Origin of the sequence: Pseudotabrizicola algicola, from assembly GCF_010915705.1 — a bacterium.
GTDB classification, from domain to species: domain Bacteria; phylum Pseudomonadota; class Alphaproteobacteria; order Rhodobacterales; family Rhodobacteraceae; genus Pseudotabrizicola; species Pseudotabrizicola algicola.
Window position 1 is genome coordinate 140,220 of the sequence record NZ_JAAIKE010000002.1, and the last position, 19,555, is coordinate 159,774.

At 67.9% G+C, this 19,555-nt stretch carries 19 protein-coding genes; 8 read left to right on the forward strand and 11 right to left on the reverse strand.

The annotated features are described in order from the left end of the window. Positions 1 to 119: 119 nt before the first annotated feature. Positions 120 to 2,648, reverse strand: a complete 2,529-nt coding sequence (locus tag G3572_RS07220) for an ABC transporter permease (protein ID WP_164610294.1) — start codon at positions 2,646 to 2,648, stop codon at positions 120 to 122. Beyond that, positions 2,645 to 3,343, reverse strand: coding sequence for an ABC transporter ATP-binding protein (locus G3572_RS07225; RefSeq protein ID WP_164610296.1), 699 nt, complete (start codon positions 3,341 to 3,343; stop codon positions 2,645 to 2,647). Before G3572_RS07225 ends, G3572_RS07220 begins: the two co-directional genes overlap by 4 nt. On the opposite strand from G3572_RS07225, the gene G3572_RS07230 reads away from it, so the two are divergent. From G3572_RS07230 to G3572_RS07240, 3 genes are all read left to right on the forward strand, one after another. Further along, entirely contained in the window at positions 3,342 to 4,031 is a 690-nt protein-coding gene (locus G3572_RS07230) for an arylesterase (protein ID WP_240335461.1), read from the forward strand. The two genes, G3572_RS07225 and G3572_RS07230, sit on opposite strands and share 2 nt — an antisense overlap. Before the next feature lie 157 nt (positions 4,032 to 4,188). Then, the gene (locus tag G3572_RS07235) at positions 4,189 to 5,616 is read left to right on the forward strand and encodes an FAD-binding oxidoreductase (protein ID WP_164610299.1); all 1,428 of its coding nucleotides are present in this window, start codon (positions 4,189 to 4,191) and stop codon (positions 5,614 to 5,616) included. Continuing rightward, positions 5,613 to 6,818: an MFS transporter gene (locus tag G3572_RS07240; protein WP_164610300.1), complete on the forward strand. Its 1,206-nt coding sequence runs from the start codon at positions 5,613 to 5,615 to the stop codon at positions 6,816 to 6,818. The genes G3572_RS07235 and G3572_RS07240 overlap by 4 nt, the downstream gene beginning before the upstream one ends. Here G3572_RS07240 and G3572_RS07245 read toward each other — a convergent pair. Both G3572_RS07245 and hemC read right to left on the reverse strand, forming a co-directional pair. Next, the gene (locus tag G3572_RS07245; protein ID WP_164610302.1) at positions 6,802 to 7,566 is read right to left on the reverse strand and encodes a lipopolysaccharide kinase InaA family protein; all 765 of its coding nucleotides are present in this window, start codon (positions 7,564 to 7,566) and stop codon (positions 6,802 to 6,804) included. The two genes, G3572_RS07240 and G3572_RS07245, sit on opposite strands and share 17 nt — an antisense overlap. Before the next feature lie 80 nt (positions 7,567 to 7,646). Next, on the reverse strand, positions 7,647 to 8,591 hold the full coding sequence (gene hemC / locus G3572_RS07250; RefSeq protein ID WP_164611278.1) for a hydroxymethylbilane synthase: 945 nt from the start codon (positions 8,589 to 8,591) through the stop codon (positions 7,647 to 7,649). An 87-nt stretch (positions 8,592 to 8,678) separates the two neighbouring features. On the opposite strand from hemC, the gene hemE reads away from it, so the two are divergent. Then, positions 8,679 to 9,710, forward strand: coding sequence for a uroporphyrinogen decarboxylase (gene hemE, locus G3572_RS07255; protein WP_164610304.1), 1,032 nt, complete (start codon positions 8,679 to 8,681; stop codon positions 9,708 to 9,710). Between the two features lie 40 nt (positions 9,711 to 9,750). Here hemE and G3572_RS07260 read toward each other — a convergent pair whose 3' ends face one another. Together G3572_RS07260 and hemF are read right to left on the reverse strand one after the other, a co-directional pair. Then, complete coding sequence (locus G3572_RS07260; RefSeq protein ID WP_164610305.1) at positions 9,751 to 10,113, reverse strand: hypothetical protein; 363 nt, start codon at positions 10,111 to 10,113, stop codon at positions 9,751 to 9,753. Positions 10,114 to 10,117: 4 nt separating this feature from the next. Beyond that, entirely contained in the window at positions 10,118 to 10,993 is an 876-nt protein-coding gene (hemF, locus tag G3572_RS07265) for an oxygen-dependent coproporphyrinogen oxidase (RefSeq protein WP_164610307.1), read from the reverse strand. 114 nt (positions 10,994 to 11,107) lie between these two features. On the opposite strand from hemF, the gene G3572_RS07270 reads away from it, so the two are divergent. Then, positions 11,108 to 11,515, forward strand: a complete 408-nt coding sequence (locus tag G3572_RS07270) for a hypothetical protein (RefSeq protein WP_164610309.1) — start codon at positions 11,108 to 11,110, stop codon at positions 11,513 to 11,515. A gap of 11 nt (positions 11,516 to 11,526) precedes the next feature. On the opposite strand, the gene G3572_RS07275 is transcribed toward G3572_RS07270, so the two are convergent. Genes G3572_RS07275 through clpS form a run of 3 tightly spaced genes read right to left on the reverse strand, consistent with a single transcriptional unit; the run spans position 11,527 to position 13,695 of the window. Then, a complete protein-coding gene (locus G3572_RS07275) occupies positions 11,527 to 12,336 on the reverse strand; it encodes an SDR family NAD(P)-dependent oxidoreductase (RefSeq protein ID WP_164610311.1) in 810 nt (269 codons plus the stop codon). 26 nt (positions 12,337 to 12,362) lie between these two features. Beyond that, on the reverse strand, positions 12,363 to 13,349 hold the full coding sequence (locus tag G3572_RS07280) for a class I SAM-dependent methyltransferase (RefSeq protein WP_164610314.1): 987 nt from the start codon (positions 13,347 to 13,349) through the stop codon (positions 12,363 to 12,365). Between the two features lie 25 nt (positions 13,350 to 13,374). Continuing rightward, the gene (clpS, locus tag G3572_RS07285; RefSeq protein ID WP_164611280.1) at positions 13,375 to 13,695 is read right to left on the reverse strand and encodes an ATP-dependent Clp protease adapter ClpS; all 321 of its coding nucleotides are present in this window, start codon (positions 13,693 to 13,695) and stop codon (positions 13,375 to 13,377) included. Between the two features lie 164 nt (positions 13,696 to 13,859). On the opposite strand from clpS, the gene G3572_RS07290 reads away from it, so the two are divergent. The 3 genes from G3572_RS07290 (at position 13,860) to G3572_RS07300 (ending at position 17,166) form a co-directional block, all read left to right on the forward strand. Then, positions 13,860 to 14,570 (forward strand): HAD family hydrolase, encoded by a 711-nt coding sequence (locus G3572_RS07290; RefSeq protein ID WP_435530963.1) that lies wholly within the window; start codon positions 13,860 to 13,862, stop codon positions 14,568 to 14,570. A 161-nt stretch (positions 14,571 to 14,731) separates the two neighbouring features. Beyond that, a complete protein-coding gene (locus G3572_RS07295; RefSeq protein WP_164610318.1) occupies positions 14,732 to 16,483 on the forward strand; it encodes a D-alanyl-D-alanine carboxypeptidase family protein in 1,752 nt (583 codons plus the stop codon). Positions 16,484 to 16,485: 2 nt separating this feature from the next. Beyond that, entirely contained in the window at positions 16,486 to 17,166 is a 681-nt protein-coding gene (locus G3572_RS07300) for a fumarylacetoacetate hydrolase family protein (protein WP_164610319.1), read from the forward strand. On the opposite strand, the gene ccoS is transcribed toward G3572_RS07300, so the two are convergent. Continuing rightward, entirely contained in the window at positions 17,163 to 17,336 is a 174-nt protein-coding gene (gene ccoS, locus G3572_RS07305; protein ID WP_164610321.1) for a cbb3-type cytochrome oxidase assembly protein CcoS, read from the reverse strand. The genes G3572_RS07300 and ccoS overlap by 4 nt on opposite strands. Further along, positions 17,336 to 19,552 carry a heavy metal translocating P-type ATPase gene (locus G3572_RS07310; RefSeq protein ID WP_164610324.1) on the reverse strand — a complete coding sequence of 739 codons (2,217 nt, stop codon included), beginning with the start codon at positions 19,550 to 19,552 and terminating at the stop codon, positions 17,336 to 17,338. Before G3572_RS07310 ends, ccoS begins: the two co-directional genes overlap by 1 nt. Positions 19,553 to 19,555 lie beyond the last annotated feature (3 nt).

Sequence of the window (19,555 nt, forward strand, 5' to 3'; positions counted from 1 at the left end):
CCCTTTTTCCGTCCTCAAATATCCCCCGCGCGGAGCGCAGGCCCGAGCGGGTTGCGGCCTTGCCGCAGACGCGAGACAAAAACAGCGCGCGCGTCAGCGCGCACCATTTGCTTCACGCGCTAATCCGCCGTGCGCAGCACCTGGGCGGGGCGGGCGGCCAGCGGGCGCAGGGCGAAGGCAAGGCCCGCCACCAGCGTGGCGATCACCCCGCCAATGATGATGGCAAGGGCCGAGACGGGCTCGAACCGGTAGGCGCTTTCCATCACGAAATGCATCACCGCCCAGCCCGCGAGCCCCCCCGCGACAATCGCCACTCCGCCCGCCGCCGCGCCCATCAACCCTGCGCGCAAGGCAAAGCTGGCAAGGATGCGGCCCCGCGTCGCGCCCAGTGTCTTCAGCACCGCCGCTTCATAGACCCGCGCCCGCTCGCCCGCCGCCGCCGCGCCGATCAGCACGACAAAGCCGGTCAGCAGCGTCGCCGCCGCCGCCCATGCGGTGGCGGTGGCAATCGCGCCCAGCGCCTCGGTCACGCGGTCGATGGCATCCTTGACGCGCACGGCGGTGATGTTGGGATAGGCGCGCGACAGATCGCGCAGGATCGCCGCCTCGGCCTCTGTCTCGGCATAGACGGTGGCGATATGCGTATGCGGCGCGCCCGCCAGTGCCGAGGGGTTCAGCGTCATCACAAAGCCCATGCCGCCGGTCGAGAAATCGACATTGCGGAAGCTGGTGATGGTTGCGGTGATGTCGCGCCCCAGAATGTTGATGGTGACGGTATCGCCCAGCACCAGCCCGATCTCGGCGGCGGATTCGGCCGAAAAGCTGACCTGCGGCGCGCCGTCATAGTCGGCGGGCCACCATTCGCCTGCGGTGATGGTGGTGGTTTCCGAGGGTGTGGCCGCATAGGTCACGCCGCGATCGCCGCGCACCACCCAATGCTCGCCCGCCACCTCGCGCGCGGGGCGGCCGTTGATCTGCGTCACCACCCCGCGCAGCATCGGCGCGGTTTCCACCCGGCTGACCGCCGGATCATTGTTCACGCGGTCCAGAAAGCCCTCGATCTGGTCGGGCTGGATGTCGACGAAGAAGTAGGAGGGCGCGCGGTCGGGCAGGTCCTGCGCGATGGCAAGGCGCAGGTTGGCCTCGATCTGGCCCACGGCGGCCAGCACCGACAGGCCAAGGCCGAGTGACAGCACCACGCTGGTGGCCTCGGCGCGCGGCCCGCCGATGGCGGCCAGCGCAAGGCGCAAGGCGACCCGCCCCCGCGCAAGGGCGGAGCGTGCCAGCCGGCTTGCCGCACGGCGCAAGAGCCATGCCGCCCCCGCCAGCACCGCCAGCGCGCCGGCGATGCCTGCGGCAGAGCCGAGCGCCAGTTGCCACACGCCCGAGAACCAGACCGCCCCGCCGACCAAGAGCGCGAGCAGCCCGCCCACGCCCAGCGCCGCGGGCCAGCCGGCCCAGCCTTCACGCCCCGCCCCGCGATAGAGCGCCGCCGCCCGCAGGTTGCGGGTGCGGGCCAGCGGCCAGAGCGTGAAGACAAAGGCGGTGGTCAGCCCGTAGAAGGCGGCCTCCAGCAGCGGCAGCGGATAGGGCCGGAAGATCACCGGCAGCGGCAGCGAGGCCGAGATCACCGGCGCAAGCAGCATCGGGATCAGCGTGCCGAGCGTCAGCCCGATGGCAACGCCAAGGCCCGCCAGCACCGCGATCTGCATGAGGTAGATGCGAAAGATGGTCCGGCTTTCCGCGCCCAACGTCTTCAGCGTGGCGATGGTCGACACCTTGCCATCGAGATAGGCGCGCACGGCAGAGGACACGCCGACCCCGCCCACCGCCAGACCGGCCAGCCCCACGAGGATGAGGAAAGACCCCATCCGGTCGACAAAACGTTCCACCCCCGGTGTCGCGCGGCGGCTGTCCTGCCAGCGCATGCCCTTGTCGGTGAACAGCGCCTCGGTCTCGCGGCGCAGCGTGGCCAGATCGGTGCCCTCGGGCAGGGTCATGCGGTATTCGGTTTCATAGAGCGAGCCCGGCCCGATCAGCCCCGACTCCGCCAGATCGGCGGTCAGCACCATCGTGCGCGGGCCGAGGGTAAAGCCCTGCGCCGCGCTGTCTGGCTCGCGCAGAAGCACCGCGCCAAGGTGGAACTCCTGCACGCCCAGACGGAAGGTGTCGCCAAGGGCAAGCCCCAGCCGGTCGACCAGCACCCTGTCCATCACCGCGCCGGGCAGGCCGTTTGCGGGGGCCAGCGCCGCCGCCAGCGGCATGTCGGGTTCCAGCACCACCTCTCCCAGCAGGGGATAGGCGGCGTCGACCGCCTTGATCTGCGTGAGCGCGGTTTCCTCGTCGCGCGTCGCCATCGAGCGGAAATCCACCACCTCGGAGACGGCGGTGGCGATGCCCTCCATATAGGCGCGCTCGGTCGCGTCGGCGAAGCGGTAGGTGAATTCCATCTGGGCATCGCCGCCCAGAAGCACCGCGCCCTGATCGCGCAGGCCCGCCTCGATGGCGGCGCGCACCATGCCGACCGAGGCGATTGCCATCACCCCCAACGCAAGGCAGGCCAGAAAGATGCGAAATCCGCGCAGGCCGCCGCGCAATTCGCGCCGCGCCAGACGCCAAGCCAAGGACCAGCCTGCCAGCCCGGTCATTCTGCCGCCGCCTTCATGCGGCTTTCGCCCGAGATGCGGCCATCGGCCAGCCGCACCACGCGGTCACAGCGTTCGGCCAGCTCGGGCGCGTGGGTCACCAGCACCAGCGTGGCGCCGTGGCGGTCGCGCAGGCCAAAGAGCATGTCCATGATCGCGGCGCCGTTGACGCCGTCCAGATTGCCGGTCGGCTCGTCCGCCAGCAGGATCGCCGGACGGGGCGCGGCGGCGCGGGCAAGGGCCACGCGCTGCTGCTCGCCGCCCGACAGTTGCTTGGGATAATGGTCGAGCCGCGCGCCAAGACCCACGCTGCGCAATTCCTCGGCGGCGCGGTCGAAGGCATCGGCCACACCGGCCAGTTCCAGCGGCACGGCGACGTTTTCCAGCGCGGTCATTGTCGGGATCAGGTGGAAAGACTGGAACACCACCCCCATATTCCCCCTGCGAAAGCGCGCGAGGGCATCCTCGTCAAGGGCGGTCAGATCCGACCCCAGCGCCAGAACAGACCCGGATGTGGCGCGCTCCAGCCCGCCCATCAGCATAAGGAGCGATGATTTGCCAGACCCGGACGGACCGATCAGCCCCAGCGTCTCGCCTTGCGCGACGTCGAGCGTGATGCCCTTCAGAATCTCGACCGGCCCGGCATTGCCTGCCAGTGTCAGCGTCGCATCCTTCAACGCCAGAACGGTCTGACCCATGATGTTTTCCTCTATACTGTCCCCGGTTGCATATGGCGCATTGCGCGCAATCCGCAACCTGAGCTTCACGCTGGCGTTACCGTTTTCCGTCGCAAGCGCCGCATATGCCGAACCCGTGACCGTTTTCGCGCTCGGCGACAGCCTGACGGCAGGTTACGGATTGCCCGAGGCCGAGGGGCTGGTGCCGCAACTCAACGCATGGCTGGCCGAGCGGGGGGCCGAGGTGACGGTGCTGAACGGCGGGGTGTCGGGCGATACCTCGGCGGGGGGTCTGTCGCGTCTGGGCTGGAGCCTGACGCCCGAGGTGGATGCGCTGATCGTGACGCTGGGCGGCAATGACCTGCTGCGCGGGCTGCAACCCTCGGTCACCCGCAACAACATCGAGGCGATCCTGCAAGAGGCGCAGAGCCGCGACCTTCCGGTGCTGCTGATCGGGATGGAGGCTCCGGGCAATTTCGGCCCCGCCTACAAGACCGCCTTCGACCAGCTTTACGTGGAGCTTGCGGCGCAATACGACGCGCTGCTGATCGAGAGCTATTTCCGGCTGATCGATCCGGCGGCGACCGACCCCGGCCAGCTGTCGCCATTCATGCAGGCCGACGGCATCCACCCCAATGCCCAGGGCGTGCAGCGCGCGGTGGAAAACCTTGGCCCGCGCATCCTCGAACTGGTCGCGCAGATCGACTGACGGGGTATTGCTGCTTTCCAAATACTCCCGCGCGGAGCGCATTCCACACCGGCGGCGGGTGCAACATTGTATCCGGCACAGGACGGGGCTTGATGCAGGCGCGGGGAAGGGTCATTCCTGCGCTGCCCGCTTTGTCCGCCCGCCCCGAGTGTGATGCATGACCCTGATCGCCGATCTGACCGACCTGCTTGGCCCGGCCCATGTGCTGACGGGCGGGGATTGCGCCCGTCTGGCGCAGGACTGGACAGGGGCCTATCACGGCGCGCCCCTGGCGGTGGCGCGGCCTGCCAGCACCGACGAGGTGGCGGCCTGCCTGCGGCTGGCGGCGCGGCACGGGGTGCCAGTGGTGCCGGTGTCGGGCAACACTGGGCTGGTGGGCGGCACCTATACCGAAGGCGGGTTGCTGGTGAGCCTCGAGCGGATGAACCGCATCCGCGCGCTGAACCCGCAGACCCGCACGGCCACGGTGGAGGCGGGGGTGATCCTGTCGACGCTGCATGACGCGGCGGCGGAACAGGGGCTGTATTTCCCGCTGTGGTTCGGCGCGCGGGGGTCGGCGATGATCGGCGGGGTGCTGTCGACCAATGCGGGCGGGTCGAACGTGCTGCGCTATGGATCGACGCGCGGGCTGTGTCTGGGGCTGGAGGTGGTTCTGGCCGACGGGCGGGTGCTGAACCTGATGAGCGCCTTGCACAAGGACAATTCGGGCTATGCCTTGCGCGATCTGTTCATCGGGGCCGAAGGCACGCTGGGCATCATCACGGCGGCGGTGATGAAGCTGGTGCCTGCCCCGCGCGCCCATGCCACCGCCACGCTGGCGCTGCGCGATCTGCGCGCGGCTCCGGTGCTGCTGAACCGTCTGCAAGAGGCGTCGGGCGGGTTGGTGGAGGCGTTCGAGTTCATGCCCGCCAGCTATACGCGCCGTCTGGCCGAGGTGCGGCCCGATCTCGGCCAGCCCTTTGACGACATTCCCGAGGTGACCATTCTGGCAGAGCTGGCCGCCACCGCCCCGCTGTTCTGCACGCCGCGCGCGGATGGCACGGTGCCCTTGACCGAGGTGCTGGAAACCACGGTGGCCGCGCTGATGGAGGAGGGGCTGATCGTCGATGCCATCGTCGCGCAGAGCGAGGCCCAGCGGCGCGCGATGTGGGCGCGGCGCGAGGCGGCGGCCGAGATCACCTTTGCCAAGCGGCCCTTTGTCGATACCGATATCGCGGTGCCGCTGGACCGCGCGGCGGATTTTCTGGAGGCGATCCACGCGCGGCTGGCCGCCGTGCCACAGGCGCATGAGCCGCTGACCGTCGCGCATCTGGGCGATGGCAATCTGCACTTCACTGTCTTTCCGGTCGACGGGTCCAAGGCGGAATATGACCGGGTGATCACGCTGATCGAGGATGTGGTGGCCGGGCTTGGCGGCAGCTTTTCGGCCGAGCATGGCGTGGGCCTGTCCAAGCGCGCCTCGATGGCGCGGCGCAAGGATGCGGTGGCGCTGGATGTGATGCGCGCGCTGAAGGCGGCGCTGGACCCGGCAGGCCGGATGAACCCCGGCAAGGTCTTGCCCGGGCATGGGGGAGCCGCATCGTGACCGCGCTGCAGACGGTTTTCGCAACACCGGTGTTCCGGATGCTGGCGGGGGTGATCGGCCTTCTGGGGCTGATCAATGCCTCGCTTTATCCCTACCAGTCACTGATCGGGATCGAGGTTCTGGGCCTGTCGGAGCCGCTGTTTGCGCTGGTGCTGGTGCTGGCCTCGGCGGTGGCGGTAACGACCTCGGTCTTGCTGGGCATCCTGTCGGACCGGTGGGCGAACCGGCGGGGGCTGGCGCTGGTCACGGCGCTGATCGGGGTGCTGGGGGCGGCGCTGATGGTGTTTGCGCCCGGCAAGGCCAGCTTTGTGCTGACCAATGGCATCCTGCTGCCCGTCGCCTCGTCGATCTTCGGGCAGGCCTTTGCGCTGAACCGTCTGGCGACGCAGGATTTCCCGACGCAGCGCGAGGGGATTCAGGCGACGGTGCGGGCGGCGATGTCTGTCACCTTTCTGGTGATGCTGGTGTTCTGGACCGTGGCCTTTGGCGCGGGGGCCGATGTGATGTGGACCTATGCCACCGGGGGCGCGGCCAGTCTGGCGCTGCTGGTGCTGATCTGGGCCTATTGGCCGCGTGACGGGCAGACGCACTGGCAGGACCAGCCCTCGGGCCTGCGGCTGGGCGCGGCGCTGGCGCAACTGGCGCGGCCCGAGGTGGCGCTGCGGCTGCTGTGTCTGGGCGCCGTCACTTCGTCGGGGGTGCTTTACATGATCCTTGCCGCGCTGGTGTTTTCGGAAACGGCGGGGCGCGATGCGGCGGATACCGCGCTCTATGTCGGCATGGTGGCCGGGTGGGAGGTGCCGTTCATGCTGCTGCTGCCGCGCTACCTGTCGCATATCCCGCGCCCGACGCTGATCCTGTGGGGGACCGTGCTTTATGTCAGCCATCTGGTCGCGCTGCCGTTTCTGGCGGATTCCGTCTGGATCTGGGCGATGACCCTGCCGGCGGGTCTGGGCGGGGTGGCGATGCTGATCCTGCCGATTTCCTATTATCAGGACCTGATGGTGGGGCGGCCCGGCACGGCAGCGTCGATGCTGGCCTTGCAGAAGCTGGTTGCCGATGTGATGGCGGCCCTGGCCTTCAGCGCGGGGGTGGCGATCGGCGGCTATGCGCTGACCGCCGTGCTGGGCAGCACCATTGCCATTCTGGGCGCGCTGGGGCTGTGGCTGGCCGACCGTGGCCGCGTCACCGTGGGCGCGTGAGCCCGCGCAGATAGGCCAGCGTGGGCGGAATGGCCTGCACATCGCGCGAGGGTTTGACAAGCCGCAGCGCGCCGCGCGCCAGCAGCGACAGCGGGGCCAGCAACCGCACCAGCCGCGCGAGCGCGGGCCACAGCCCCCCGGGTGCCTCTTGGCGGTAGGCGGCAAGGGCGGCATCCAGCTCTGGCCCTGCGGCCTTGCCATAATCGGCGGCGAACCAGCTGTGGGTGAAGATGACCACATCGAGTGCGCGCATCATGGCCCCGCGCCTGCGGTTGCGGAAGCGTTCGAGGTCGATCAGCCGCACCTGTCCGCCCGACCAGCAGAAATCGCGCAAGGCGGGGCGGCCGTGCGAGAAGCCCGCGCGATGCAGCCCCGCCAAGGCGCGGCCCGCAGCGGCAAAGGCCGCCATACGGTCGGCGGCGGGGTGATCTGGCGTGGCCAGCAGGCTGGCAAGCGTGGGGCCAAGATCGGGGAGCAGCAGGTAATCGGGGCCTTCGGCGATCACCTCTGGCACCGGAACGCCCTTGGCATGGAGAAGATGCAGCGCCTCGCGCTCGGCCACGAAGGCGCTTTGGCCGCTGCCCTTTTGCAGCCGCATGCGGCCGGTGGCCTGTTCCACCCGCTTCAGCCAGACCCGCCCGCCGTCTGGCAGGGACAGGGGCCGTATCCGCTGGGCCGGTTGCGCAAGGGCTGTGCGCAGGGCCGTGGCGACGGGCTTGGGCAAGGGGGGCAGGTTCGCGTCTATCATCCGCGCAATGTAACAGCGGGATGACAAAAGCGTAAGGTGCCCACGTCTTTGTGAGCCGGTGTGTTGCGATGCTGCGCGCCCTAGCGCCAGCTGAAGAAGTCGGCGGGGGCCTTGGAGAGGAGTTCTTCGGCCAGATCGATGCCGAGGGCGGCGGCATCGGTGGCCGGACCGGTGCGGCTGCCGCTGATGGCGTCTGAGCCGTCGGGGCGCAGGATTTCGCCGCGCAGGTGCAGGGTGTCGCCCTCCAACGTCGCCAGCCCCGCGATGGGGGTTTCGCAGGACCCGTCGAGCCGCGCGAGCATGGCGCGTTCGGCGCTCAGGCGCAGGCCGGTGGGGGTGTCGTGGATCGCGGCCAGAAGGGCGGCGGTGTTGGCATCATCGAGCCGCCGTTCCACCCCGATGGCACCTTGCGCCACGGCGGGCAGCATCTCGTCCGTCTCGATCGCCGAGCGGGCCATATGGGCCATGCCGAGGCGGTTCAGCCCCGCCATCGCGAGGAAGGTGGCGACCGCGACGCCGTCTTGCAGCTTTTTCATGCGGGTCTGCACGTTGCCGCGAAACTCGACCAGTTGCAGGTCGGGACGTTTGAGCCGCAGTTGCGCGCGGCGGCGCAGCGAGGAGGAGCCGACGACCGCGCCCTGCGGCAGATCGGCCAGCCGCGCCACGCCGGGGGAGACAAAGGCATCGCGCACATCTTCGCGCGGCAGGTAGCAGTCGAGGATCAGTCCGGCGGGCTGGATCGTCGGCATGTCCTTCATCGAATGGACGGCGATGTCGATGCCGCCGTCGAGCAGGGCCTCTTCGATCTCGCGCGTGAACAGGCCCTTGCCGCCGATGTCTTTCAGCGCCTTGTCGAGAATCTGGTCGCCCGTCACCTTGATGACGCAGATTTCGAACGCCTCTTCGGGCAGATCGAAAGCCACCATCAGGCTGCGCCGCACCTCATGCGCCTGCCAGAGCGCGAGGGGCGAGCCACGGGTGCCGATCTTGAGGGGTTGGGCGGGTGTGGGCAGATTTTGCATCATGAGTTCCGGCATACAACTGTCAGCTTCGCCTGACAACTCTTGACAACGCAAGGCGCAGAGCGGACGCATGGGACAAAGGAGCCCAGAATGACCGAAAAGACCATCCTTCGCGCGCTGAAAGGCGAAATTCTTCCCACGCCGCCGATCTGGATGATGCGGCAGGCGGGCCGTTACCTTCCCGAGTATCGCGCGACGCGGGCGCAGGCGGGTGACTTTTTGTCGCTGTGCTACACCCCCGATCTGGCCGCCGAGGTGACCTTGCAGCCGATCCGGCGTTACGGGTTTGATGCGGCGATCCTGTTTGCCGACATCCTGCTGCTGCCGCAGGCGCTGGGGCCGAAGCTGTGGTTTGTCGAGGGCGAAGGCCCGCGGATGGAGACCACGACGACGATGGCGCAGGTGCAGGCGCTGCGGCCGATCGGGGCGATCCATGACACGCTGTCGCCGGTCTACGAGACGGTGAAGATCCTGTCGCGGGAATTGCCGAAGGAAACCACGCTGATCGGCTTTGCCGGTGCGCCGTGGACGGTGGCCACCTACATGATCGCGGGGCGCGGGTCGAAAGACCAGGGCGCGGCCCATGCGCTGAAGGCGGCGGACCGCGAGACGTTCGTGGCGCTGATCGACATCATCACCGAGGCGACGGTGCTGTATCTGTCGGAACAGGTGAAGGCCGGTGCCGAGGTGGTGAAGCTGTTCGACAGCTGGGCGGGCAGCCTGAAGGGCGAAGATTTCACCGATTTCGCGCTGAAACCTGCGGCACGGATCATTGCGGCGCTGCGGGAGTTGCACCCCGGACTGCCGGTGATTGCCTTCCCGCGCGAGGCGGGAGAGGGCTACATCGGCTTTGGCAAGGCGGTGGGCGCGGATTGCGTGGCGATCGACAATTCGGTGACCCCCGAATGGGCGGCCGAGCATGTGCAGCCGGGGGGCTGTGTGCAGGGCAACCTGTCGCCGGTGCATATGGTGACGGGCGGCGAGGATCTGGTGCGCGAGACGCGGCGGGTGGTCGATGCCTTCCGCAAGGGGCCGCATATCTTCAACCTCGGCCACGGGATCACGCCCGATGCGGACCCTGCTAATGTGCAGTTGATGATCGACACGGTGCGCGGCGCCTGATGTCTGCGGCAGAGGGCGGGGAGACCCCCGCCCCTGCCCTTCAACCCGCGAAGACCGGCCCCATCATGTCGCGCAGGGCATCCAGCGCGATGTCGGCATCTTCGGTCTGCGGGCCGATGCGGATGGCGATGGTCGCGGCCCAGCCGAACTGCGCCACCTGATCGGGGCGGATGGTGACGGTCAGGCCCCTGGCGTCCTGCACGATGCTTTGAACGGCATCCTCGGCCCCGAAATCTTCGTCATTCACCCCGAACCAGACCGGCCCGCCCGCGAGTGGCTGGCGGAACAGGGCGTAGGGTTCATCCTCTTCTTCGCCTTGGGCAAAGCCGATGAACAGCATGCCCTCTTCGTCATCCTCGACAACCGAGGCATAGGCGGCGTGGATGGTGATGTCGGCGGTCATCGGGTCAGGTCCATTTGGCGATGGGCGGCAGGCTCATCAGCACGGCGTTGGCGTCATGGCCGGTTTCCAGCCCGAACTTGGTGCCGCGGTCATAGACGAGGTTGTATTCGGCATAGAGGCCGCGGTGGATCAGTTGCGCCTCGCGGTCGGCCTCGGTGAAGGGGGTGGCGACGCGGCGTTCGGTCAGCGGCACGAAGGCGGGCAGGAAGGCAGAGCCGACGGCTTGGGTGAAGGCGAAATCGGCTTCCCATGAATCGGAGGTGGTGCCGCCGGTGTTCAGGTCATCATAGAAGATGCCGCCGACGCCGCGCGCGCGGCCCCGGTGGGGGACGAAGAAATACTCGTCGGCCCATGCCTTGAAGCGCGGGTAATAGGCGGGGTCATGCGCATCGCAGGCCCTTTGCATCTCGGCGTGGAAATGCGCTGTGTCTTCGGCGTATTCGAGCGCGGGGTTCAGGTCGGCCCCGCCCCCGAACCACCATGCGTGGGGGGTCCAGAACATGCGGGTGTTCATGTGCACGGCGGGGCAATGCGGGTTGACCATATGGGCGACGAGGCTGATGCCGGAGGCCCAGAAGCGCGGGTCGCGGTCCATGCCCGGCACACCGCGCGCGGCCATCGCCTTTTGCGCCCGCTCGCCCAGCGTGCCGTGGACTTCCGAGACGTTGACGCCGACCTTCTCGAACACGCGGCCGCCGCGCATCACGCTCATCAGGCCGCCGCCGCCATCGGCGCGGGTGGTAGGGGTCACTTCGAACCGGCCGGGGGTGCCGGTGCCGTGGTTGTCTTCAAGCGCCTCGAATGAGGCCACGATTCTGTCGCGCAAGGTGCGGAACCAGCTTGCCGCGCGGGTCTTTCGCGCCTCATACGGATCAGACATGGATTTTCCCCCAAGATATGTCGGCCCTGCCTAGCAAAAGCCACGACGCGCGCCAACATGGCATTTGCCGGCCGAAGGGCGTAGAGTGGCGGCGAGGCCATATCGGAGGGTGCCATGCGCCGCAGTCTTGTTCTTTTGGTGCTGCTTGCCGCCTGCGGCACGCCGCAAGAGCGGTGCATCGCGCGCGAGACGCGGGATGTGCGGGTGCTGGACCGGCTGATCGCGGAGAGCGAGGGCAATCTGGCGCGCGGCTATGCGCTGGAGGAGGTGGTGACCTATCGGGACCGTTGGGTGCAATGCCCCGCCGCGCCCGCCCCTGCCCCCGCCGAGGGGGAGCCAGCGCCGGAACCGGCCCCGCCGACGTTCTGCTGGGACGAGGTGCGGGAGACAGAGACACGGCCCAAGGCGATCGACCTGCGGGCAGAGGCGCAGAAACTGGCGTCGATGCAGGACAAGCGGGCGGCGCTGCTGCGCGCGGCGGGTCCGGCGATTGCCCAGTGCAAGGCGCAGTTTCCCGAATAGCGCCGCGCGGATCAGAAGGCGGGGATGCCCACGCGGTCCAAGAGGCCGCGCCCGCCATCGAGGTTCAGCACCTGCCCCGTCATGAAGCCCGAGGCGTCGGAGGCGAGGAACTGCATCACCTCGGCCAGTTCATCCGGCGAGGCGATCCGGCCCAAGGGGGTGCCATCGACGATGGCATCGCGGGCATCGGGGGCATCCTTGAGCGCGGCCTTGAGGCTTGCGCTCATCACCGAGCCGATGGCGACGGCGTTGACGCGGATGCCTTTGGGAGCCAGAGCCACCGCGAGCGAGCGGGTCATCTGGTCAACCGCGGCGGAGGCGATGGAATACCCCAGAAGGCCGGGCTGGGTGCGATGCGCGGCGATGGAGGAGATGTTGATGATGGCCCCGATCGGACCTTCCGTCTCGCCCGATTTCTCGGCCTGCGCGATCATGCGCTTGGCGGTCATCTGCGACAGGCGCAGGCTGGTCATCATGTTTTCCTGCCAGAGCATGTCGACCGCATCTTCCTCGGGATTGAGCGGATCGGACACCGCCATGCGGCGGCTGGCGTTCACGAGGATATCCACCCTGTCAAAAGCGTCGATGGTGGCCGAGAGCAGGTTGGCGATGGTCAGCTTTTCGCGCAGATCGCCGGTGAACATGCGCACCGAGCCTTCGGCGCGCGCCTCGGCCCCCAGTTCCGCCTCGAGGCTGGTTTCGTCGATGTCGACGAACATCACATTCGCGCCCTTGGCCTGAAAATGGCGGGCGACGGCAAGGCCGATGCCTTTGGCCGCGCCGGTGACGATAGCGGTCTTGCCGGAGATCGAGAGGGACATGCGAGCCTCGGGAGTTGGGACAGGGGTTAGCGCGCCCGGACGGGGTGGCTGGCGCGGGTCAGCCGGAAAGCGGAATCGCCGCCGATCTCTTCCACCTGACGGAACAGGGTGGTGAGGGGCTGATGATAGGGCAAATGGCGGTTGGCGACCAGCCAAAGCGTGCCATCGGGGACCAGCATCGACGCGGCGGCCCGCAAAAACGCCACGCCCAGCGCCGGATCGGCGTCGCGGCCTGCGTGGAAGGGCGGGTTCATCACCACCGAATGGGCCGGGCGCAGCGGCTTGAAGCTGCGCGCATCGGCCCAGTGGAAGCGGGCGCGGGCATCTTCGATATTGACCTTGGCGCAGTCGAGCGCGTCCTGTTCCGCCTCGACCACATCGAGCTCGGCCACCGAGGCGCGGGCGAGGATGGCGCGCGACAGGAAGCCCCAGCCGGCGCCAAGGTCGATCACGCGGGAGCCGAGTTTTTCGGGCAGGGCCTGCGCCAGCAGGGCCGAGCCACGGTCCGGGCCATCGGCGGAAAACACGCCGGGCACGGTCTGGAAGCCCCCTTCGATCAGTTGGGGCCTGGCATCCCAGCCCGAAAGGTCGGCCCCGGCCTGCAACACGAAAATCTTGCCATGCGCCTTGGAGATCGGGCCAGCCAGCGCCAACCCCATCGCGCGGCAGTCTTTCATGATGCTGTCGATGCCATCGGTTTTCTGGCCGTCGACCGCAACGGGACCGCCCGGCACCACCTCGACCATCGCGCGAGAGATCAGGGCGCGGGCCGCCTCGCGCGAGCGGGGAAGGCAGACGACGGCGGCGGCATAGGGCGGGCCTTCGGCGGCCTGATAGCCACGGGCGGCGAACCATTCGGCATCGGGGCGGAAGCCGGTGGCGACACAGACGCGGGCGATGGAAATGCTGGACAGGTCATCGCCTTCGCGGGGGCGATAGATGACGACCGGGCCTTCGGGCGGCAAGACGAAGGTGCCGCTTTCAAGCGCGAGATCAAGGCGTGCAGAGCGCATAATCAGGGCGGAACAGGCGCGGGGCCTATTCCTTCTCCATCGTGCATTGCAGGGGGTGCTGGTGGCGGCGGGCGAAATCCATCACGTGCGCCACCTTGGTTTCCGCCACCTCATGCGAGAACACGCCCACCACGGCGAGGCCCTTCTTGTGGACGGTGAGCATGATTTCGAACGCCTGCGCATGGTTGAGGCCGAAGAAGCGTTCCAGCACATGCACGACGAATTCCATCGGCGTGTAATCGTCATTGAGCAGCATCACCTTGTACATCGGCGGGCGCTGCGTGCGGGACTTGGTCTTGGTGAGCAGCCCCGCATCATTGCCCGGCCCATCGGTCTTGTCCGACATGGAAAGGGGAAAGTGATTCACGAGCGGTGCCTCATGCCAAGGGATTCGGAAGTTCCGAGTTCTGGGCGCAATATAAAGCTTTTTGGCCGTGGGGAAAGGGTATCGCCCACAGCATTGCGACAAAGCGGTAAAGCGGGCATGAAGAAGGCCGCATGGAGACGGCGATGACCCTGAGCACGATCGGTTTTGATGCAGATGATACCTTGTGGCAGAACGAGGCGTTTTTCAGGCTGACGCAGGCGCAGTTCGTGGCGCTTCTGGCCGATTATGCGGAGCAGGATCATCTGGAGGACCGCCTGCTCGCGGCAGAGCGGCGCAATCTGGGGCATTACGGGTTCGGCGTGAAAGGCTTCGTGCTGTCGATGATCGAGACGGCCATCGAGGTGACCGAGGGGCGCGTGCCTGCGTCTGTCATCAGCGAACTGATGGCGGCGGGGCGCGAGATGCTGCGCCACCCGATCGAGTTGCTGCCCCATGCGCGGGAGGCGGTCGAGGCGCTGGCGGCCGACCACCGGGTGCTGCTGATCACCAAGGGCGATCTGCTGGATCAGGAGCGCAAGCTGGCGCAATCGGGTCTGGGCGATCTGTTTGACGGGGTGGAGATCGTTTCGGACAAGACGGCAAAGGTTTATGCGGCGATCTTCGCGCGCCACGGCACCGCGCCCGAGCAGGCGATGATGGTGGGCAATTCGCTCAAATCCGATGTGCTGCCGGTGCTGGATGTGGGCGGCTGGGGCGTGCATGTGCCGCACGGGCTGACATGGGCGTTGGAACATGCCGATCCGCCACAGGGTCACGCACGGTTTTACCAACTGGCCGATCTGGGGGGCCTGCCCGATCTGGTGGGTGAGTTGTTGCGCACCCACAACAGATAGAGAGGCTGCGCAAGGGATCGCCTGAATTGCCACAACATGAGCGGAAAGCGCAAAGCCATTGAATTTCCGGGGTTTTGCGAAATGGCCGGCTGTGCTAGCGTTCTTGCAAATCACGCCCCACAAAAACCGGGGCGGGCCGAGGCAGAGCAAGGAACGACATCATGACAACGCTTCTGGGGCGTCATGCCCGCAATTTCGTTTGTCTGGTGGCAATGATCGTGGTGGCGGCCTGTTCGTCCCCGCAGCCGTCAGGTGCAGCCCCCTATGCAGCCATCGTGCAGGACGCCCGCACGGGCGAGGTGTTGCACGCCGAAAACGCCGATACGCGGCTGCATCCGGCCTCGCTGACCAAAATGCTGACTCTGTATATCACCTTCGAGGAAATCCAGCGCGGGCGGCTGACGCTGGATACGCTGGTGACGGTGACGCCGAGTGCGGCGGCCAAGCCCCCGTCACGGCTGGGGCTGAAACCGGGGCAGAAGATCGCGGTGCGCTACCTGATCCGCGCGGCGGCGATTCGGTCGGCCAATGACGCGGCATCGGCGCTTGGGGATCACATCGGCGGATCGGAAGAAGGCTTTGCGCGGCGGATGGATGCCACCGCGAAGGCCCTCGGGATGCGCAATTCGACATTCAAGAACGCCAACGGGCTGACCGCGAATGGCCATCTGTCGACCGCACGCGACATGAACACGCTGGGGCGGCGGTTGTTCTACGATTTCCCGCAGTATTACAACATCTTCTCGCGCCGCACGGCGGATGCGGGACTGATGCAGGTGAACAACACCAACACCCGCTTTCTGGATGCCTACAAGGGCGCTGACGGGATCAAGACCGGCTTTACCAATGCGGCGGGGTTCAACCTGACCGCCTCGGCAGAGCGGGGGAATGTGCGGCTGGTCGCCACCGTGTTCGGCGGGGCCTCGACTCCTGCGCGCAACGCCAAGATGGCGCAATTGCTGGACCTTGGCTTTAAGCGCGCGCCGTCGAATGCGCCGACGCAGGTGCCGCCCGCCCCGAATTATTCGGCGGATGTCGAGGCGGTGCTGATGGCCGAGGCCGATCCGCTGCCCGAAGTCGCGAATGGCGCGGGCAAGACCATCCGCCTGCAGACGGCGGTGGCACGCTCGCCGCGTCCGGTGACGCGCCCCGATGCGGGCAAGGTGGCCGCCGCCGAAGTGGCCGTGGCCGCCATCGAGGACAGCATCGCGGCGGCCTTGGCCGAGGCGATGGGCGAGCCCCCTGCCCCCGGCACGCTGGATGCGCAGGCGGTGGCGATGGCCAGTGCCGCTCCGGCGACCGAGCCGGCGGCGAGCCTGCCTGCGGTGAGCGCGCCGCCCCCCGCAAGGCCGGAAGCCATTGCCGAGGCTGCGCCCGAAGCCGTTGCGCCAGAGCCGGTGATGATGGCGGCGGCCGTGGCCGCGCCAGAACCCGGAACGCTGGATGCGCAGGCGCTTGCCTTGACCGGAGAACCGACGCTTGACGCGCAGGCCGAGCAGTTTGCCGCGCTGCCCGCCGATGAGTTGCTGGTGACAGACCCGATGCAGGTCGCCGCCGTGATGGCCCCCGCAGAGCCCGCCGCGCCAAAGCGCAATGCGCCGATCTTTGACCGTGTGGCCGAGGCCCCCGCCGCGCAGGCGGTGGAGGAGCCGGTGGTGATCCGGCTGTCGACATCGAGCGCGCGGCACTGGGGAATCAATCTGGGCCAGTTCAGCAGCCGGTCCGAGGCGGAGCGTCTGCTGCTCAAGACCCAGCTTGCCGAAAGCGCGACGCTGAACGAAGGCTTGCGCAAGGTCGTGCAGCGGGGCGGCGGGTTTGAGGCAAACTTCATGGGGCTGACGCAGGATCAGGCCGATCTTGCCTGCCGCCGTTTGCAGGCGCGGGCCGTGCAATGCTTTGCGATGGGGCCATGATGATGACCGGCTATGTCTTTTCCCCCCCTGCCCCGGCCAGCGTGGCGATTGCAGAGAGCGCGCTGCGCTTTCCGGTGCGGCGCATCTTCTGCGTGGGGCGCAACTATGCCGAACACGCGCGCGAGATGGGGCATGATCCGCAGGCGGAGCCGCCGTTCTTCTTCACCAAGCCCGCAGATGCGGTGGTGGCCAGCGGCAGCACGATTGCCTATCCGCCCGCCACAGCCGATTTCCACCACGAGGCGGAACTGGTGGTGGCGCTGGGACAAGGCGGGTTCATGGTGCCGGAAGACGAGGCGCAGAGCCTGATCTGGGGCCATGCGGCGGGAAATGACCTGACGCGGCGCGACATGCAGGCCGAGGCCAAGGCGGCGCGGCGGCCCTGGGACATGTCGAAGGGATTTGACCGCTCGGCGGTGCTGGGGGCCTTGCGGCCCGGCCCTGTTGCGGCGGATGCGGTGATCCGCTGCACAGTCGACGGCGCTGTGCGGCAGGAGGCGCGGCTTTCCGACATGATCTGGCCGGTGAATGCGGTGATTGCCTATCTGTCGCGGCTGGTCGAACTGGCGCCGGGCGATCTGATCATGACCGGCACGCCCGCGGGCGTGGGCCCGCTGGAGCGGGGGCAGGTCTGCACCGTCACCATTGACGGGCTGGACCCTGCGGTGGTGACGATCAGCTAACGCGGTCTGGCGTCGGTCTTAGGTTTGTCGTCATAATCCTTGGTCAGGATGCGGTTCGCGTCGCCTTCGGGGTCGTCGAACTGCTTGGTGCGCATCGCCCAGAAGAAGGCGGCGAGGCCGAGCCCCCCGAGGACGAGCGAGACCGGGATCAGGATGCCGAGGATTTCCATTACTTGAGCCTCAGCGCGTTGAGCGAGACGGTGATCGACGAGAGCGACATTGCCAGTGCCGCCGCAAGCGGGGTGGCGAGGCCGACCAGAGCCAGCGGCACCGCGACCACGTTATACCATGCCGAGATGGCAAAGTTCTCGCGGATGCGCTTGGTAGACTGGCCTGCGATGCGGGCGGCATCGGCGATGGGCGACATGTCCTTGCCCAGAAGCACGATATCGGAGGCCACCCGCGCGGCATCAAGCGCCGAGGCGGGGGAGATCGACACATGGGCCGAGGCGAGCGCGGCGGTGTCATTCAGCCCGTCGCCCACCATCAGAACCTTGCGTCCTGCGGCGGTGAGCTGCGCCACGGTCTGCGCCTTTTCGGCCGGAAGCGCGCCTGCCGTCCAGTCGGTGATGCCCAGACGGTCGGCAAGGTGACGCACGGCGCCGGGGGCGTCGCCCGAAATCAGCTTGATGGTCTTGCCCTGTGCCTTCAGCGCGCTGACAGCCGCTTCGGCACCGGGGCGCAGGCGGTCGGCGAAGGTGAAGGCGCGCGGGGTGCCGGAGCCGGTGCAGAGGTAGGTGGCGGTCACGTCCAGCCCCTGCCCGCCGCACCATTCGGCGCGGCCAAGGCGCACGCGGTTGCCTTTCCAGATGCCCTCTATCCCGTAGCCGGGCACTTCGCGGATGTCTTCCACCCGTTCGGGGCGCAGGCCCGCGCTGCGCGCCGCCTCGGCCAGCGCGGTGGCGAGCGGGTGCGACGAGGCGCTGGCAAGGGCAAAGGCGACCTCTGCCGCGTGGCGGGGGTGGTCGGCCATGTTGGTGGGTTCGGGCGCGCCCATCGTCAGGGTGCCGGTCTTGTCGAAGACCACGGTATCGACCTCGGCCAGCCGTTCCAGCGCGGTGCCCTGCTTGATGAGCAGGCCCTTGCGGAACAGCCGCCCGCTGGCGGAGGTGACCACGGCAGGCACGGCAAGGCCCAGCGCGCAGGGGCAGGTGATGATGAGGACGGCGGCGGAGATGTTGACGGCATAGCGCAGATCGCCGCCGGTCTTCCACATCCAGAAGCCGAAGGCCGCGAAGGAGAGGATGTGGACGAGCGGCGAATAGAGCGCCGCCGCGCGTTCGGCGAGGCTGGTGTATTTCGTGCGGGCGGATTCGGCCACGGCGACCAGATCGGCCATGCGGTGCAGGCTGCTGTCCTTGCCCGCTGCGGTGGTGCGCAGGGTGAGAGGGCCGGTCAGGTTCACCTCGCCCGCAGAGACGACGGTGCCGACGCCGGCGTAGACGGGCAGCGATTCGCCGGTCAGGAGCGAGCGGTCGAGTTCCGATGTGCCTTCGGTCACGACGCCATCGACCGGCATCCGGCCACCGGGGCGGACGCGGACAAGATCGCCGACCTGCACTTCGGTGATGCCGACGATGCTTTCCACGCCGTCGCGCAACACGGTGGCGCGTGGGACTTCCAGCGCGGCCAGTTCCTCGGCGGCAGAGCGCGCAACGGCGCGGGTCCGGTGGTCAAGATAGCGGCCCAGCAACAGGAAGAAGGTGAGCATCACGGCGGCATCGAAATAGGCGTGATGGCCCGACATCCATGTCTCGAACAGCGAGATGGAGGAGGCGAGGATCAGGGCAAGGCTGATCGGCACGTCCATGCCAAGGCGGCCTGCGCGCAAGGACCGCCATGCGGATTTGAAGAAGGGCTGGCCGGAGAACACGACCGTGGGCAGCGCGATCACGGCGGAAATCCAGTGGAAGAGGTCGCGCGTGGCATCCTGCGCGCCCGACCAGACGGCGACCGACAGGAGCATGATGTTCATCATGGAAAAGAACGCGACACCCAGCCGCATCAGCAGGTCGCGGCCCTGACGGTCGGTTTCGGTGCTGGACAGAAGGCCGGGGTCAAGCTCGTGCGCCTCGTATCCCGCGCGGGCGGCGGCGGCGATCAGCGTGTCGGCGGTGACCGAGGGGGCGGCCTCGACGCTGAGACGGCGCAGGGTCAGGTTCAGGCGGGCCGAGGTGACGCCGGGGACGGCGGCCATCGCCTGTTCCAGTGTCGAGATGCAGAGCGCGCAATGCGCGAGCGGCACCGACAGCATCAGGCGCGCGGACTTTGGAGCGGCCATCTGGGCCATGCACTCGGCCGAAGGTGCCGCAACGCAGGCCGGACAGGCCGACAGGTTGGCGGGCAGCGGTTCGGACGGATCGAAGGGACCGGCGGCCAGCGTCATGGC